17 protein-coding genes are annotated in these 16,811 nt (G+C 69.0%); 1 reads left to right on the forward strand and 16 read right to left on the reverse strand.

Features of this window, described 5'->3' with window-relative positions:
* Nucleotides 1–4: 4 nt before the first annotated feature.
* On the reverse strand, nucleotides 5–448 hold the full coding sequence (rplM, locus tag ACZ4VI_RS03895; protein ID WP_467996383.1) for a 50S ribosomal protein L13: 444 nt from the start codon (nucleotides 446–448) through the stop codon (nucleotides 5–7).
* A gap of 227 nt (nucleotides 449–675) precedes the next feature.
* Nucleotides 676–2,298 (reverse strand): ABC-F family ATP-binding cassette domain-containing protein, encoded by a 1,623-nt coding sequence (locus ACZ4VI_RS03900; protein ID WP_467996384.1) that lies wholly within the window; start codon nucleotides 2,296–2,298, stop codon nucleotides 676–678.
* Nucleotides 2,299–2,354: 56 nt separating this feature from the next.
* On the opposite strand from ACZ4VI_RS03900, the gene ACZ4VI_RS03905 reads away from it, so the two are divergent.
* Nucleotides 2,355–3,323, forward strand: coding sequence for a hypothetical protein (locus tag ACZ4VI_RS03905; protein WP_467996386.1), 969 nt, complete (start codon nucleotides 2,355–2,357; stop codon nucleotides 3,321–3,323).
* Here the strand turns inward: ACZ4VI_RS03905 and ACZ4VI_RS03910 are convergent.
* The 14 genes from ACZ4VI_RS03910 to secY form a co-directional block, all read right to left on the reverse strand.
* Nucleotides 3,269–5,020, reverse strand: a complete 1,752-nt coding sequence (locus tag ACZ4VI_RS03910; protein ID WP_467996387.1) for a glycosyltransferase family 39 protein — start codon at nucleotides 5,018–5,020, stop codon at nucleotides 3,269–3,271. The genes ACZ4VI_RS03905 and ACZ4VI_RS03910 overlap by 55 nt on opposite strands.
* 20 nt (nucleotides 5,021–5,040) lie before the next feature.
* On the reverse strand, nucleotides 5,041–6,624 hold the full coding sequence (locus ACZ4VI_RS03915) for a glycosyltransferase family 39 protein (RefSeq protein ID WP_467996389.1): 1,584 nt from the start codon (nucleotides 6,622–6,624) through the stop codon (nucleotides 5,041–5,043).
* Nucleotides 6,624–7,598, reverse strand: coding sequence for a glycoside hydrolase family 26 protein (locus ACZ4VI_RS03920; RefSeq protein ID WP_467996391.1), 975 nt, complete (start codon nucleotides 7,596–7,598; stop codon nucleotides 6,624–6,626). The genes ACZ4VI_RS03915 and ACZ4VI_RS03920 overlap by 1 nt, the downstream gene beginning before the upstream one ends.
* Before the next feature lie 35 nt (nucleotides 7,599–7,633).
* Nucleotides 7,634–9,139: a glycosyltransferase family 2 protein gene (locus tag ACZ4VI_RS03925; protein WP_467996393.1), complete on the reverse strand. Its 1,506-nt coding sequence runs from the start codon at nucleotides 9,137–9,139 to the stop codon at nucleotides 7,634–7,636.
* Between the two features lie 246 nt (nucleotides 9,140–9,385).
* Entirely contained in the window at nucleotides 9,386–10,240 is an 855-nt protein-coding gene (gene truA, locus ACZ4VI_RS03930) for a tRNA pseudouridine(38-40) synthase TruA (protein ID WP_467996395.1), read from the reverse strand.
* Between the two features lie 78 nt (nucleotides 10,241–10,318).
* Nucleotides 10,319–10,816, reverse strand: coding sequence for a 50S ribosomal protein L17 (gene rplQ, locus ACZ4VI_RS03935; protein WP_361965454.1), 498 nt, complete (start codon nucleotides 10,814–10,816; stop codon nucleotides 10,319–10,321).
* Between the two features lie 139 nt (nucleotides 10,817–10,955).
* Nucleotides 10,956–11,978 (reverse strand): DNA-directed RNA polymerase subunit alpha, encoded by a 1,023-nt coding sequence (locus tag ACZ4VI_RS03940; protein WP_003966937.1) that lies wholly within the window; start codon nucleotides 11,976–11,978, stop codon nucleotides 10,956–10,958.
* A 146-nt stretch (nucleotides 11,979–12,124) separates the two neighbouring features.
* The gene (gene rpsK / locus ACZ4VI_RS03945) at nucleotides 12,125–12,529 is read right to left on the reverse strand and encodes a 30S ribosomal protein S11 (RefSeq protein ID WP_006376016.1); all 405 of its coding nucleotides are present in this window, start codon (nucleotides 12,527–12,529) and stop codon (nucleotides 12,125–12,127) included.
* A 66-nt stretch (nucleotides 12,530–12,595) separates the two neighbouring features.
* The gene (gene rpsM, locus ACZ4VI_RS03950; protein WP_007265919.1) at nucleotides 12,596–12,976 is read right to left on the reverse strand and encodes a 30S ribosomal protein S13; all 381 of its coding nucleotides are present in this window, start codon (nucleotides 12,974–12,976) and stop codon (nucleotides 12,596–12,598) included.
* Between the two features lie 187 nt (nucleotides 12,977–13,163).
* Entirely contained in the window at nucleotides 13,164–13,277 is a 114-nt protein-coding gene (gene rpmJ, locus ACZ4VI_RS03955; protein WP_003956441.1) for a 50S ribosomal protein L36, read from the reverse strand.
* Nucleotides 13,278–13,339: 62 nt separating this feature from the next.
* Nucleotides 13,340–13,561 (reverse strand): translation initiation factor IF-1, encoded by a 222-nt coding sequence (gene infA / locus ACZ4VI_RS03960; RefSeq protein ID WP_003956442.1) that lies wholly within the window; start codon nucleotides 13,559–13,561, stop codon nucleotides 13,340–13,342.
* A gap of 164 nt (nucleotides 13,562–13,725) precedes the next feature.
* Entirely contained in the window at nucleotides 13,726–14,562 is an 837-nt protein-coding gene (gene map, locus ACZ4VI_RS03965; protein WP_467996397.1) for a type I methionyl aminopeptidase, read from the reverse strand.
* A 125-nt stretch (nucleotides 14,563–14,687) separates the two neighbouring features.
* Nucleotides 14,688–15,338, reverse strand: a complete 651-nt coding sequence (locus tag ACZ4VI_RS03970) for an adenylate kinase (protein ID WP_467996399.1) — start codon at nucleotides 15,336–15,338, stop codon at nucleotides 14,688–14,690.
* Nucleotides 15,338–16,657 carry a preprotein translocase subunit SecY gene (gene secY, locus ACZ4VI_RS03975; RefSeq protein WP_467996401.1) on the reverse strand — a complete coding sequence of 440 codons (1,320 nt, stop codon included), beginning with the start codon at nucleotides 16,655–16,657 and terminating at the stop codon, nucleotides 15,338–15,340. The genes ACZ4VI_RS03970 and secY overlap by 1 nt, the downstream gene beginning before the upstream one ends.
* Nucleotides 16,658–16,811 lie beyond the last annotated feature (154 nt).

Consider the following 16,811-nt stretch of genomic DNA (forward strand, 5'->3'; position numbering starts at 1 on the left):
GGAACTACTGCGCGACCTGGGTGATCTCGAACGGGACCGGCTGCTGGGCAGCGTGCGGGTGGTTCTCGCCCGCGTAGACCTTCAGCTTCGAGAGCATCTGACGGCCGAGGGAGTTCTTGGGGATCATGCCCTTGATGGCCTTCTCGACGGCCTTCTCGGGGTTCTTCTCCAGCAGCTCGTCGTAGCGGACGGAGCGCAGACCACCCGGGAAGCCGGAGTGGCGGTACGCCAGCTTCTGGGTCTTCTTGTTGCCGGAGAGGTGGACCTTGTCGGCGTTGATGATGATGACAAAGTCGCCCATGTCCATGTGCGGCGCGTAGACGGGCTTGTGCTTACCCCGGAGGAGGTTCGCAGCCGTCGTCGCCAGACGGCCCAGGACAACGTCCTGCGCGTCGATGATGTGCCACTGGCGAGTGACATCGCCGGGCTTGGGGCTGTACGTACGCACTTCGTAGCCTTCGCTTCTTCAGTGGATGGAGTCCAGACACACCTGAAGCGATCATGCAGCTGGGGCCTGCACTGCCGGGAACACCGCCCGTATGCGAGCCACTGGTAACTGCTCCAGGGAACCTGCGTAAGGGCCCGTCGTGTGAGAACGACGAAGCCAATACGCATAACAAACCGCAACAGTACCCGCGCCGCCCCCGACGGGTCAAAACGGCGCGAGACACCAGGTCAGCGCACCCGCTCGACCCGTCGCTCGTCCCACACCGGCTCGGACGTCTCCCGTACGACCCCGTCCGACCCGAAGACCAGGAACCGGTCGAAGGACTTCGCGAACCACCGGTCGTGCGTCACCGCAAGCACCGTGCCGTCGTACGACTCCAGGCCGTCCTGCAGCGCCTCCGCCGACTCCAGGTCCAGGTTGTCCGTCGGCTCGTCGAGGAGCAAGGCCGTCGTGCCGGACAGCTCAAGCAGCAGGATCTGGAAGCGGGCCTGCTGGCCGCCGGAGAGCTTCTCGAAGGGCTGGTCCCCCTGCCCCTCCAGCTCGTACCGCCGCAGCACCGACATCGCGCCGCCCCGGTCCTTCGCATGCTCCGACCAGAGGATGTCCACCAGGGACCGCCCCTGGAGCTCCGGGTGGGCGTGGGTCTGGGCGAAGTGGCCCGGGACGACCCGCGCGCCCAGCTTCCACTCGCCCGTGTGGGCCACGGACGGGTCCCCGGCGAGCAGCCGCAGGAAGTGCGACTTGCCCGAGCCGTTCGAACCGAGGACGGCGACCCGCTCCCCGTAGAAGATCTCCAGCGAGAACGGCTTCATCAGGCCGGTCAGCTCAAGGTTCGCGCAGGTCACGGCCCGCACACCGGTCCGGCCGCCGCGCAGCCGCATCCGGATGTCCTGCTCCCGCGGCGGCTCCGGCGGCGGGCCGGCCTCCTCGAACTTCTTCAGCCGGGTCTGCGCCGCCGCGTACCGGGACGCCATCTCATGGCTGACCGCGGCCGCCTGCCGCAGGTTGATCACCAGCTTCTTCAGCTGCGCGTGCTTCTCCTCCCAGCGCCGCTTCAGCTCCTCGAAGCGGGCGAACCGCTCCCGCCGCGCGTCGTGGAAGGTCTCGAAGCCGCCGCCGTGCACCCAGACGTCCGACCCGGCCGGGCCCGGCTCGACCGCGATGATCTTCTGTGCGGCCCGGGCGAGCAGTTCCCGGTCGTGGGAGATGAAGAGCACGGTCTTACGGGTCTCCCGGAGCCGCTCCTCCAGCCACCGCTTCCCGGGGACGTCGAGATAGTTGTCCGGCTCGTCGAGCAGCAGCACCTCGTCCGTGCCGCGCAGCAGCGACTCCAGGACCAGCCGCTTCTGCTCGCCGCCGCTGAGCGTGCGGACCTCCCGGAACTGCGCCTTCTCGTACGGCACGCCGAGCGCAGCCATCGTGCACATGTCCCAGACGGTCTCGGCCTCGTACCCCTGGACCTCCGCCCAGTCGCTGAGGGCCTGCGCGTACTTCATCTGGGCGGCCTCGTCGTCGACCGTCATGATCAGGTGCTCGGCCTCGTCGACCGCCTTCGCGGCCTCGCGGATGCGGGGCTGGGCGACGGAGACCAGCAGGTCACGGACCGTACGGTCGTCCCGCACCGAGCCGACGAACTGCGGCATCACGCCGAGCCCGCCGCTCACGGTGACCGAGCCGCCGTGCGGCTGGAGCTCCCCGGAGATCATCCGGAGCAGCGTGGTCTTCCCGGCGCCGTTGGCGCCGACCAGCGCGACGACCGCGCCCTCCCCGACCCGGAAGGAGGCGTCCGCGAGCAGGACCCTCCCGTCGGGAAGGTAGTACTCCAGATGCGCGGCCTCGACATGTCCCATGAGGGGCATTGTCGCCGCCCGCACCGCTCTGTCCCAACCGGTTTAGGATGCGCGGCATGAGCTTTGGGGGACCCCAGTGGCCGCAGGAGCCGCAACAGCCGTACGGACAGCCGCAGTACGGGCAGCCGCAGTACGGGCAGCCGCAGGGACAGCAGCCGGGACAGCCGCCGTACGGGCAGCAGCCGTACGGACAGCAGCCGAACCCGTTTCCGGCCGCACCGGATGCGGGGACGCCCGACTGGGGCGCCCTCGCCGACGCCTCCGCGGCCGGCCGGCGCCGTAAGCGCCTGCTGGTGGTCGGCGGTGGCGTGCTCGCGGCGCTCGTGGTCGGCGCGATCGTCGCCACGGCGGTCGTGAACAGCAACCGGTCCACCACCACGGGCAAGAACGGCGAGGTCACCCCCACCGGCTCCGCCTCCCCCAGCGACTCCCCCACCCCCGGCCCGACGTTCTCCTCCGTCGCCCCGCCGCCCCCGCCCAACCCCAAGGACTTCATCTCGGACGAGAAGAAGGACAAGGCCCCGCTCAGCGCCGAGGGGCTCTTCCCGGGCAAGAAGCTGACGATGAACGGCCGCGCCTACACGAAGGGCGCGACCTCCTCCACGACGAACTGCGCAAGCGTCGCGCAGGGCGGTCTCGGCGCGGTCCTGTCGAAGAACGGCTGCGACCGGGTGATCCGCGCCACGTACGTGAAGGACGGGGTCGCCCTCACCGTCGGCGTGGCCGTGTTCCCGAACGAGGCGGCGGCGCTGAAGGCGAAGAACCAGGCGAGCGGCGGCATCGCCCCGCTCGCCGGGTCGGGCGTGAAGGACTTCTGCCGCGCGACGGTCTGTCTGCGCCGGGCGAACTCGATCGGCCGGTACGCCTACTTCACCCAGGCCGGCTTCACCGACGGCAAGAGGGTGACCACCTCCGACAAGGCCGTCTTCCAGGCCAGCGACGACCTGGGCACCTTCGCCTTCAACCAGATCTACGCCCGCGGCCGCGCCCAGGCGTCGGCGGCCGCGGGCGCACCGGCGGGCTGAGCCCGCACGCCCGCCGCGGGACGCGAAGGGACGGCCACGCCCGCCGCAGGACGGGCCGGGGCGGCCACGCCCGCCGCGGGACGCGAAGGGACGGGCCCCGCGGGACGGCCGGGGGCGGCCACGCCCGCCGCAGGACGGGCCGGGGCGGCCACGTTCGCCGCGGGACGCGACGGGACGGGCCTCGCGGGACGGGCCGGGGCGGCCGTACGCCGCTCCAGCAGCTGCACCGTCACATGGCGCAGCCGCTCGGTGCGGGCCACCGTGAAGCCGTCCTTCAGCGCCTTCTCCTTCGCCCGTGGCATGTACGCGTAGGCATCGCCGTCCCCGGGCGAGATGAACCACACGCGGGGGGTGCCGGCCAGGTGCTTGCCGGGCGGCTCGTACTCGTGTCCCCAGTACCAGCCGGTCTGCTGCGGCGCCCGCTTCATGAGGACGTCCTTGGGCCGGGCTCCGTCGCGGGCGTCGCGCAGCTCGTACGCCAGGGCCAGGCGCGAGTTCAGGGCGTGGTGGAAGACGATGCCGTCGCCGGGGCGCTGCCCGGCCTCCACGACGCGCGCCGCGCCCGCGTAGTCGGGCTCCCATTCGAGGTCCCGACGGGCCTTGTGCAGGGCGGGCAGCACGTGGACCACGACGACGGCCGACACCGCGGTCAGCACGAGCATGCCGCGCGCCCACCACCAGAGGCCCTTCCGGCCCGCTCCGGTGAGCAGGTCGTAGCACCGGACCGCGCCGGCCGCCGCGAGCAGCAGCCAGGCCGGGACGGTGAACAGCATGTACCGGGGCAGGAAGAGATGGAGCCAGGCCCCCGTGGCGGCGGTCACCACCGGCGGCAGCACCGCCCACGTCACCAGGAAGGCCCGGGTCGCCGGGAACGGGGCCCGGTGGCGCGCGGCCCACAGCCCCACGAGCGCGAGCACGGCCACCGTGCCGAACACGACGTCGGACCCGAACAGGTCCACCCCGTACATCCGCAGGTCCCTGTCGGTGACGTCGTTCCAGCCGATCTGGCCGCTCTGCGCCGCCCCCCGGTAGAGCATGGGCACGACGGCGGACGTCCCGGCCAGGACCGCGCAGCCGAACGCCCAGTGCGCGATCGGGTCCCCGCCCCGTCTGGCCCGCAGGACGGGCAGGACGTGCGCCGCGAGGACGGCGAGCGCGACCATGTGGCTGAACCCGGTCAGCGCGACCGCCAGCGCGTAGCCCGACCAGACGCCCAGGGTGGGCCGGTCCAGGGCGCGCAGCAGCAGGAGCGTGGCCAGCAGCGCGAAGAACATCGCGAAGGCGTACGGCCGCGCCTCCTGCCCGTACCGCGTGACCGTCGGTACCAGCGCGAAGATCAGCCCGGCGACGACCCCCGCCCGCGCGGAGAACAGCCGGCGGCCGATCAGGGCCACCAGACCCGCCGAGGCCGCCATGGCGAGGGCCTCGGGCAGCCTCAGGGTGGCCGCCGAGGCCCCCACCAGCCAGGTCCAGGCCCGCATCGCGGAGTAGAAGGGCACGAAGACGAGGTCGATGTTCCCGGTCAGCCGGCTGAAGTCCCGGTACGAGAGGGAGGTCGCCCACCAGGTGGCGTGCTCGTCGAACCACATCTGGCGGCGGCCGAGGCCGGGGACGATGACGGCCAGCGCGAGGGCCGTGGGCAGCAGGAAGTACGCGAGAGTGCCGCGCGGCGAGCTCCGTACCGCTGAGTTGGTCATCGCTGAGGTCATCGCTGAGGTCATCGCTTCACCCAGATTCGGTAGAAGCCCGCACTCCAGCCGCGCTCGTACGGGATGCGTCCGAGCAGGCGGTAGTGGGCGTTGTCCTTGAGGGCCTTGGCGATGACCCAGTCCCGCGGCGTGCGCCCGTCAAGGACGACCAGGTCGAACCAGCCGTCGGCGAGCGCCTTGCGGTAGCCGTCGTCACCGCGGTGCAGGGTGCCTCGGGCGTCGCGGTACCCGATGCCGTAGAGCGAGGTCCAGCGGGTCTGGTCGGTGATGTCCCGCAGGTAGTAGACGGCCACGTTCGGCTGCGAGGCGAGATAGCGCCCCGAGCCCGGGGTCACGAGCTGCCGGAGCGCCACGTTCAGCCGGTTCGACTCGGGCCAGGAGGCGAACCGCTCGGTCGACTGGGAGATGCCGAGGCAGAGCATGACGACCCACAGGGCGCAGGCCAGCTGTGGCTGGCGGAAGTGGGCGCCGACGAGCCGGGTCAGCCCGACGCCGGCCATGGGCGCGGCGAAGAGGAGCCCGAACCCCAGGTGCTTGTAGAGGGCCACGGAGGTGGCGAGGTGGATCTGGTAGGCCGGGGCGAGCAGAGCGGTGCCGCACAGCACCAGGCCGAGCAGCACGCGCCAGGTCCGGCCGGGGACCGGGACGCCCCGGGTCTGCGGCGATTCGTTCATGCGGCCGCGGACGGCGTACGCGACGGCGCCTCCGCACGCGGTCAGGAACAGCAGACCGCTCCACCACGCCGACTTCACCAGCAGGTCCAGGGCCGCGTCGGTGCCGTGCGCGCGCTGCGTGGTGGTGACCCGTACACCGTCGAGTACGTCCGTCAGGTACAGCCCCGCCACCAGCGGCCCGGCCACTCCGAGCCCGAACAGGACGGCCCGTACGACGCCCGCCGTGCCGCTGCGGTGCGGCCAGGCGACGAGCGCGGCGAGGAGCGCCAGGGTCGGCAGATAGAGCGCGGAGGCGTACTTGGTGCCGACCGCGAGCGCGGCGACCGGTGCGGCGAGGAGCACCAGTGCGGGGTGGGCCCGGGCGGTCCGTACGACGATCCAGGTCGCGAGGGCGAGCAGGAAGATCGCCGCCGCGTCGTACGTGGCGAAGTAGCCGAGCACGACGGTGGACTGGGTCACGGCGAACAGCGCGGCCGCGGCGAGCGCCGCCCGCTCGTTGAAGAGCCGCTTGGTCGTCGCGTACAGCAGCGTGGTGGCGGCGAGCATGAACAGCAGGCTGAGCACGCGGGCGCCGGCCAGACCGAACCAGCTGTCGACCAGGGCGGCGAGGACGGGGTAGAGGACAGGGGAGCCGGAGAAGTAGCTCGCGTAGTCCGTCGGCACCGGTGTGCCGTGCAGCAGATGGGCCAGCTGCACATGGCCGGAGCTGAGGTAGAGGGCCTCGTCCTGGAAGGCGGTGTTGTCCAGCCGGAGCGAGAGCACCGCCTGCAGGGCCAGGATCGCGAGCAGGACCACCCGGGCGACCCAGGTGCGCCGGGGGCTGCCGGCCGCGCTCCACGCCGCTTGCGGGGGTCTGGGGACGCGGTACGCGACGGGACGTGACTCTGTGGACGCCAGGCGTGCCTCTGTGGACGTCATCAGACCTTCCGCACGTCGAAGCCGTAGATGTCGGCGGCGGCCTGCCGCCGGAACTCGGTGAGGGCGGCCGGGGGGCCCGCCGAAAGACGCCAGTCGGCGCGGGGCGCCTTGTGGTCGAACCAGACGAAGCCGACGATGTCGCGGGCCGCCGCGACGCCCTCGAAGAGCTGGCGCACATCGGCGGGCCGGCGGCTGCCGGGCTCGGCCGCCGTCTCCAGGACGATCAGCGGCTTGGCGGTGAACGTACGGACCTGCGTGATGGTCGGCCCGAAGAGCTCGTCGAAGTCGTCCGGCTCCTCGTCATAGGTGAAGTAGCCGATCAGGCCGATCCAGTCGACGTAGGCGTCGCCGGGGTAGTACGGCTTCAGGGCGACGTGCTTCACCGGGTTGACCACGTTCGGCGACCAGGCCCAGATCACGTTGGCCGCGCCGACGTCGGTGAAGATGTCGTGGATGTGCCGCCAGGCCCTCACGTACTCCTCGGGTGTGGTGTTCTCCGTCCCCCACTTCTCCCAGGCGCCGTTCATCTCGTCCGCGAAGGTGATCGCGACGGGCAGGTTCAGCCGGCGCACCGCCCTGGCGTACTCCTCGATGTACGTGTCGGAGGCGCCGGCGGCGATCTCTCCGAGGGTCGTGTCGAACGGCTCCCAGGACAGGATCGTCAGCGCGCCGGACTGCCAGGCGTTGCGCACCCCCGTGATGTTGAACCCGTCGCCCCAGGCCGCGTAGTACTCGATGAGGTTGGGCCGCTTGCCCACCATCGCGGTGTAGTCGTCCACGGCCTTCATGTTGTGCGGGGCCTTCGGCACGGCGGTGCCGAAGTACTTCTTCGCCGGATGGATCAACGGCCGTACGTCGAAGGGAAGCTCGACGGCGGCCCGTGTCGGGCCGGCCGCCTTCCTCGGCGGCGCGGCACTCGGCCGCGGGTCCGCGGAACACCCGGTCAGGGCGAGCGTCACAGCGACGAGCAGCATGGCTGACGTCCGGACGCATCGGCGCATCAGGGGCATCAGTGCTCTCCTCCCGTCCGGGGCTGCACGAGGGCACGCCCGACGATCAGCGCGTAGAACAGCCCGGAGGACAGCAGGAGGGCGAAGTCGTACGCGTTCATGGTGAACATGCGCCAGACGGAGGCCACGACCCACAGCAGGGCGGTCCCCCCGCCCCACACCCACAGGCCGATCCAGAACCGTCTCGTCCCGTTCCGCTTGGCGTGGGACGACCCGGTGGCCTGCCAGCCCATACGGTTGCCGCCGAGGATGTCCCAGATCGCGAAGACGTGCGCCCAGCCGTACATCATGCGCACGGCCCAGGCCTCAAGGCGGTACGGGACCCGGTGCCACATCGGGAAGACGATCGTGGTGTAGACGACGCTGGGCAGCACCAGCCACAGGAACTCGGCCCTGGGCTTGTCGGGGAAGGCGAGGAGCAGCACGATCGGCACCAGCGGCGCGACGAAGGTGAAGAGCGCGGTGTGGATGTAGTAGAAGAAGCCGGACAGGTAGCAGAGCCGACTGGTGAACCGGAGCCTGGCCTGCCAGAACTTCTTGCTGCCCAGCAGGCTCATCGAGCCGGCGCACCAGCGGTACTGCTGGTTGAAGAAGGCACCGGCGCTGTCCGGGCACACCCCCGCCGACAGCGCGACCGGCACATAGCGCAGGTCCCAGCCGAGGCGCCGCAGGTCGAAGCCGGTGTGGACGTCCTCGGAGTGCTCGATCAGGGTGGTGCCGCCATTCTCCTCCAGCGCCGCGCGCCGGTAGACGGCGCAGCTCCCGACGCAGATGGCGCCGTCCCGCCGCTGCCGCGAGACCTGGACCGCCCGGTAGAACAGCTCCTGTACGGCTCCGGCCCCGCGCTCGATCCAGTTCTGGGCGTCGAGCACCCGGAAGAACTGCGGGGACTGGACGATGGCGGTCCGCTCGTCCGCCTCCATGTACGGAAGCAGCTCCTCGAGGAGGTCGGCGCGTGGGGCGAAGTCGGCGTCGAGGATGAGGATGTACGTGCCCTCCGACTGCCCGAAGCCGAAGTGGAGGTTTCCCGCCTTCTTGAACCATCCGCGGTTCGGGCGGCTGCCGTAGCGGAACCCGAAGTCGGCCGCCATCGCCCGCAGTTGCGGACTGGCCGAGTCGTCGAGGACGAACGGCTCGCAGACGCCCGGGTAGCGGTCGGCCATGGCCCGCACATGGGTCCAGGTGTTGTGCAGGACCTCGATGGACTCCCCGCACACCGGCAGGAAGACATCGACCGACGGGTGGAGCGCCGGGCGCCACTCCCGCACGAGCCGGCGGTGGCCCGCGAGGTCGAAGTCGCCGCTGAAGGCGTTCACCCTCAGCGAGATCAGGTAGTAGACGACCGTGAACGCGAGCAGCGGGGCGAACATCCACAGCAGCGGGGTGGAGGACGCCAGCCTGAACTGACTCACCGCCAGGCAGCTCATGCTGATCAGCGAACTGACCGTCAGCAACCAGAGGCGGCGTCTGGCATACCCGTATCGCTCGTCGTCCGATGGCGGCATGGGCAGTAGCCCGACCGGCCCCGCTCCCGGGCCATCCGCGACCGGCCGTGGTTCCGGCTGTCGCTGCCCTACGCCGACCCCGGCCACATGCCGGGCCTCAGTTGCACTCATCACAGACTCCCGCCCGCCGTCCTCGCACGGAACGAGGTGACGTGACGGGAATCTATGACGTTATGTGACAAACCCCACCGCGACGTGACTGCGGGAGAACGGCATTTAACCCGAAATGCCGGAAAAGCTGAAAAGTCAGCAGCAGCCACTTCCGGGCAGCGACCGCTTGTTCCTGGCCTCACGGTTCCGGGCGGCCAGCAGCCCGTCGGCCGGGTAGCCGACCTCCTCGAGGGTGAGCCCGTGCGGGCGGACGACGTGCACGGCCGAGTCCCGCACACCCGCCGCAAGGACCTTCGCGGGCCAGTCCACCGGGCGGTGTCCGTCGCCGACGAACAGCAGCGCGCCGACGAGCGAGCGGACCATGTTGTGGCAGAAGGCGTCCGCCTTCACGGTCGCCTCGAGGATCCCGCCGGGCCGCCGCTCCCAGCGGAGCTCCTGGAGCGTACGGATGGTGGTGGCGCCGTCGCGCTTCTTGCAGTACGCGGCGAAGTCGTGCTCGCCGACGAGCCGCTCGGCGGCGGCGTTCATCGCGTCCATGTCGAGGGTCCAGTCGTGCCACAGGACGTGGCCGCGCAGGAGCGGGTCGACACCGCCGGGGTTGTCGGTGACGCGGTAGGCGTAGCGACGCCAGATGGCGGAGAACCGCGCGTTGAAGCCGCTCGGGGCCTCGGTCAGCCTCCACACCCGTACGTCGTGGGAGAGCCGCCCGGCGAGCCGCCGCAGCAGCTTGTCCTGGTGCTCGGCCCACAGCTCGACGGGCAGATCGACGTGCGCGACCTGGCCGCGGGCGTGCACACCGGCGTCGGTGCGGCCGGCGACGGTCAGCTCGTACGTCTCCTTGGAACGGGTCACGGTCTTCAGGGCGTCCTCGATGTCGCCCTGGACGGTCCGCTGCCCGCGGGCCTGCTTGGCCCAGCCGGAGAAGTCCTTGCCGTCGTACGAAAGGTCGAGCCGAATTCGTACGAAACCGGGCTGCACGTCGTCACTCACGCGATAAATCCTCTCAAAACACGGGAGCGGGCCCGCACCCCTGAGGGTGTGGGCCCGCTCACGAGATCGTCAGAACGCTCAGGCGTCCTTCGACTCCTCGGCCGGGGCCTCAGCGGCGTCCTCGACCTTGGTGTCCTCGACCTTGGCGGCCTCGTCGGCCTCCTTGACGGCGCGCTTGGCGGCGGCCTCGGCCTCGGCGACGGTCGCCTTCTTGGCGATCTCGCCCTCGACCAGCTCGATCACAGCCATCGGGGCGTTGTCGCCACGACGGTTGCCGATCTTGGTGATACGGGTGTAGCCACCCGGGCGCTCGGAGTAGCGCGGGGCGATCTCGGTGAAGAGCGTGTGGACGACGCCCTTGTCCGTGATCGTCTGCAGCACCAGGCGACGGTTGTGGATGTCGCCCTTCTTCGCCTTGGTGATCAGGCGCTCGGCGACCGGACGCAGGCGGCGGGCCTTGGCCTCGGTCGTGGTGATGCGGCCGTGCTCGAAGAGGGACTTCGCCAGGTTGGCGAGCAGCAGACGCTCGTGAGCGGCGCTGCCACCGAGGCGGGCACCCTTGGCGGGACGCGGCATGGTGTTTCTCCTTGTGATCTGCACCGGCCGTATGAGGTACCGGTGTCAGTGTCCGAGCGAGCGGTTACCCGTCGGAGACCCCGCGCCCCATAGGGGCGCGGGGAACTGCGCGACCAGCCGAAGCCGGCCCGCAGACGAACTAGTACTGCTCGGTCTCCACGAAACCCGCATCCGCATCGTCGTCGGCGCCGAAGGCGTCCGCCGCAGCGGTCGGGTCGAATCCGGGCGGGCTGTCCTTGAGGGCCAGGCCCATGCCGGCCAGCTTCGCCTTGACCTCGTCGATCGACTTCGCACCGAAGTTGCGGATGTCGAGCAGGTCGGCCTCGGAGCGCGCCACGAGCTCACCCACGGAGTGGATGCCCTCACGCTTGAGGCAGTTGTACGAACGAACGGTGAGCTCGAGCTCCTCGATCGGCAGCGCCAGGTCGGCGGCCAGGGCGGCGTCCGTCGGGGACGGGCCCATGTCGATGCCCTCGGCGTCGATGTTGAGCTCGCGCGCCAGACCGAACAGCTCGACCAGGGTCTTACCGGCGGACGCCATGGCGTCACGCGGGCGCATGGCCTGCTTGGTCTCGACGTCGACGATCAGCTTGTCGAAGTCGGTGCGCTGCTCGACACGGGTCGCCTCGACCTTGTACGTGACCTTGAGCACCGGCGAGTAGATGGAGTCGACCGGGATACGGCCGATCTCCTGGCCCACCTGCTTGTTCTGCACGGCGGAGACGTAGCCGCGACCGCGCTCGACGGTCAGCTCCATCTCCAGCTTGCCCTTGCCGTTCAGCGTGGCGAGCACCAGGTCGGGGTTGTGCACCTCGACACCGGCCGGCGGGGCGATGTCAGCAGCGGTGACCAGGCCGGGGCCCTGCTTGCGCAGGTACATCACGACCGGCTCGTCGTGCTCCGAGGAGACGACCAGCTGCTTGATGTTCAGGATGAGGTCGGTGACGTCCTCCTTGACGCCCGGCACGGTGGTGAACTCGTGCAGGACACCGTCGATACGGATGGACGTGACAGCCGCACCCGGGATCGAGGAGAGGAGCGTACGACGGAGGCTGTTGCCGAGCGTGTAGCCGAAGCCCGGCTCCAGGGGCTCGATGACGAACCGCGAACGGAACTCGTCGACGACCTCTTCGGTCAGCGAGGGACGCTGAGCGATCAGCATGGTGTGAATCCTTCGGTTGTGGACGCCCACTATTTGACGTCCGACAGAGGTACTACCAAGGGTACGGGCGGCACGCCTCCGAAGAGCCGTACCGCCCAACCCTCAAACCAACCGTTACCGGTCGCCGTGCGTGAGACGCGACAGCGTCAGACGCGGCGGCGCTTCGGCGGACGGCAGCCGTTGTGCGGCGTGGGGGTGACGTCCTGGATCGAACCGACCTCGAGGCCCGTGGCCTGGAGGGAGCGGATCGCGGTCTCACGGCCGGAGCCGGGACCCTTGACGAAGACGTCGACCTTGCGCATGCCGTGCTCCTGCGCGCGGCGAGCGGCCGACTCGGCGGCCATCTGCGCGGCGAACGGGGTCGACTTGCGCGAGCCCTTGAAGCCGACGTGGCCGGCGGAGGCCCAGGAGATCACGTTGCCCGCGGGGTCCGTGATCGAGACGATCGTGTTGTTGAACGTGCTCTTGATGTGCGCGTGGCCGTGAGCGACGTTCTTCTTTTCCTTGCGGCGCACCTTCTTGGCAGCGCCCTGACGACCCTTGGGGGGCATCTATATCTCCTACGGGAGGTGGTCGGTCCTACAGCGAAGACCGTGTGGTCAAGCGTCCGCTGAGGACTACTTCTTGCCCGGCTTCTTCTTACCGGCGATCGCGCGACGCGGGCCCTTGCGGGTACGCGCGTTGGTGCTCGTGCGCTGACCGTGCACCGGCAGGCCGCGACGGTGGCGGATGCCCTGGTAGCACTGGATCTCGATCTTGCGGCGGATGTCGCCCTGGATCTCGCGGCGGAGGTCGCCCTCGGTGCGGAGGTTGGCGTCCACGTACTCGCGGATCTTGACCAGGTCCTCTTCGGCCAGGTCACGAACGCGGGTGTTCGGGTTCACGCCGGTGGAGGCGAGGATCTCCTTGGACCGGGTACGCCCGATACCGAAGACGTAGGTGAGTGCGATCTCCACGCGCTTTTCGCGCGGGATGTCAACACCGGAAACGCGTGCCATTCAATGGCTCCTGTGTGTTCGGGGGTCTGCCACAGAGCCGCTCCCGACGTGCCGTATGAGGTACAGGTCGGGTCCCCGGCCCCCGCCGGAGGTGCCGCCGACCCTTGCGGGCTGGGCGGGCTCTGCGTATGTACGTACTGCTATGCGTCGCGCGAAGAACTGCGAAATGCAGGTCGGTCGGCGTGCGTCAGCCCTGGCGCTGCTTGTGGCGCAGGTTGTCGCAGATGACCATGACCCGACCGTGGCGGCGGATCACCTTGCACTTGTCGCAGATCTTCTTGACGCTCGGCTTGACCTTCATGGGTGTGAGGTTCTCCGGGTCAGTGCCACCACCCGCGCGCGGAGGCGGGGTGCGGGCAAGATCTACTTGTAGCGGTAGACGATCCGGCCACGCGTCAGGTCGTACGGAGAGAGCTCCACGACGACCCGGTCGTCCGGGAGGATTCGGATGTAGTGCATCCGCATCTTGCCGGAGATGTGCGCGAGGACCTTGTGACCGTTCTGGAGCTCCACCTTGAACATCGCGTTCGGGAGGGACTCGATCACGGTGCCCTCGATTTCGATGGCACCTTGCTTCTTGGCCACGCTTCGCCTTTCGAATCGGCTACCTTGATCGACTCTCGACCCCGAATGCGGACACACGGGTACACGAGAGCCGACGCATCAGTCTACGTCAGGCCCCTGGAAAAGACGAATCCGGGAAGAATGCCCACCTCGGATGATCCTTACGCAAGGCCCCACGCCGCACTTCACACCAGCGGGTCCGGCGCCGCCACCACGCCCAGCTCCGCCAGCTTCGCCTTGCCGCCGTCCGGGGCGGTCAGGACCAGGGGGCCGGCTTCCGTCAGGGCCACCGAGTGCTCCCAGTGCGAGGACCAGGTGCCGTCCGTGGAGACGACCGTCCAGTCGTCCGACAGGACCTCCGTGTGCGGGGTGCCGAGCGAGACCATCGGCTCGATCGCCAGGCAGAAGCCGGGGACCAGCTTCGGGCCCTTGCCGCGCTTGCGGGCGACGTAGTTCAGCAGGTGCGGGTCCATGTGCATCTCGGTGCCGATGCCGTGGCCGCCGTAGTCCTCGACGATGCCGTACTTGCCGCCGCCCGGCTTCGGCTGGCGGCGGATGTACGTCTCGATCGCCCGCGAGATGTCCACCAGCCGGTTGCCGTTCTTCATCGCGGCGATGCCGGCCCACATCGACTCCTCGGTCACCCGCGAGAGCTCGATCAGCTCCGGAGCGTGACCGGTGCCCACGAACGCGGTGTAGGCCGCGTCGCCGTGCCAGCCGTCGACGATCGCGCCGGCGTCGATGGAGATGATGTCGCCGTCCTTGAGGACGGTCTTCTCGTCGGGGATGCCGTGGACGACGACCTCGTTCACCGAGGTGCAGATCGTGGCGGGGAACCCGCCGTACCCGAGGAAGTTCGACTTCGCCCCGTGGTCCGCGATCACCTTCCGCGCGACCTCGTCCAGGTCCTTCGTCGTGGCGCCCGGCACAGCCGCCTCACGCGTCGCCGCATGGATGGCCGCGACGACCAGCCCCGCCTCGCGCATCTTCGCGATCTGCTCGGGGGTCTTGATCTGCACCATCGTGACGGGGGCCTTTCCTTGTGCCTTGTGCGCGAGTACGCGGGACAGAACAACGATACGGCCGCGGCGCCCACCAGGGGCACCGCGGCCGTATCCGTACAACCGTGGCGAGCGTCAGCTCACCTTCAGCTCTTCTTCAGCGCGGCCATGGCGCGGCCGGTGACCTCGTCGACCTTGCCGAGCGCCGAGATCGTCACGACCAGGTTCTGCGCCCGGTAGTAGTCGATGATCGGCTCGGTCTGCGTGTGGTAGACCTCCAGGCGCCGGCGGACGGTCTCCTCGGAGTCGTCGTCGCGCTGGTAGAGCTCGCCACCACACACGTCGCACACGCCCTCGGTCTTCGGCGGGGTGTACGTGACGTGGAACACGTGCGCGCTGTCGTTGCGGCAGATGCGGCGACCCGCGATCCGCTTCACGACCTCGTCCTCGGGGACCTCCAGGTCCAGGACCGCGTCCAGCTGCATGTCCTCGGCCTTGAGGACCACATCCAGCGCCTCGGCCTGGGCCACGTTCCGCGGGAACCCGTCGAGCAGGAAGCCGTTGGCGGCGTCGGGCTGCTCCATGCGGTCCTTGGCCATCCCGATGGTGACCTCATCCGGCACCAGGTCACCGGCGTCCATGAACGCCTTGGCCTTCATGCCCAGCTCCGTGCCCTGCGAGATGTTGGCACGGAACAGGTCACCCGTGGAGATGTGCGGAATGTCCAGGTTCTTGGCAAGGAACGCGGCCTGCGTACCCTTGCCGGCCCCGGGCGGTCCGACGAGGACGATTCGCATCAGCGGAGGAACCCTTCGTAATTGCGCTGCTGGAGCTGGCTCTCGATCTGCTTCACGGTCTCCAGCCCCACACCCACGATGATGAGGATGCTCGTCCCGCCGAACGGGAAGTTGGCATTGGCACCGCCGAAGCCTGCCAACGCCATCGTCGGCACAAGAGCGATCAGACCCAGATACAGCGAGCCCGGCCAAGTGATCCGGTTGAGCACGTAGCTCAGATACTCGGCAGTAGGTCGACCAGCCCGGATACCCGGGATGAAGCCACCATACTTCTTCATGTTGTCCGCGACTTCCTCGGGGTTGAACGAGATCGCCACGTAGAAGAAGGCGAAGAACACGATCAGGAGGAAGTACGTAGCGATGTAGTAGGGGTGGTCACCCTTGACGAAGTGGGCTTCGATCCAGGTCTTCCACCCCGCGGTGGAGTTCGAGAACTGGGCGATCAACGCCGGGATGTAGAGCAGCGACGAGGCGAAGATGACAGGAATCACACCTGCCTGGTTCACCTTGAGCGGGATATAAGTGGACGTTCCGCCGTAGGACCTGCGGCCGATCATCCGCTTCGCGTACTGCACCGGGATGCGGCGCTGGGCCTGCTCGACGAAGACGACGAGCGCCACCATCACGAAGCCGATCAGGATGACGGTGCCGAACTCGATCCAGCCCTTGGCGAGCTTGCCGCTCTCCTTGATGGCCCACAGGGCGCCCGGGAAGCCGGCGGCGATCGAGATGAACATCAGGATCGACATACCGTTGCCGATGCCGCGGTCGGTGATGAGCTCACCGAGCCACATGACGACGCAGGTACCCGCGGTCATCGTGATGACCATCGTCGCGGTCACGAAGATGGACTGGTCGGGGACGACCTGGTTGGCCACCGTGCAGCCGCTGAAGAGGGCGCCGGTACGGGCCGTCGCCACGAGGCCGGTGCCCTGGAGGATCGCGAGCGCGACCGTCAGATAACGCGTGTACTGCGTGATCTTGGCCGTGCCGGACTGTCCCTCCTTCTTGAGGGCTTCGAGGCGCGGGATCACGACGGTCAACAGCTGCAGGATGATGCTCGCCGTGATGTACGGCATGATGCCGAGCGCGAAGATGGTGATCTGCAGCAGCGCCCCGCCACTGAACATGTTCACCAGGCCGAACAGGGAGTTGTTGCCCTGGCTGGCCTGGTCCACACACTGCTGTACGGCCTGGTAACTGACACCGGGGACGGGGATGTGTGCCCCGAGCCGGTACAGCACGATGATGCCGAGTGTGAAGAGCAGCTTCTTGCGCAGGTCGGGCGTCTTGAACGCCCGGGCGAACGCGGTGAGCACGGTGCCTCCTGCGACCCCCGCGCTATGCGTCAGAGGTGACGGTCTTGAGGTTCGACGAATAGATACCGGTCAATGAAAACGTGCGGGCATACCGCACGGAGCATAGACGTGCACGCCACCTTACCGGCGGACATGCCCCCCTAGGAACGACCAA

The organism is Streptomyces sp. NPDC029169 (assembly GCF_055563935.1).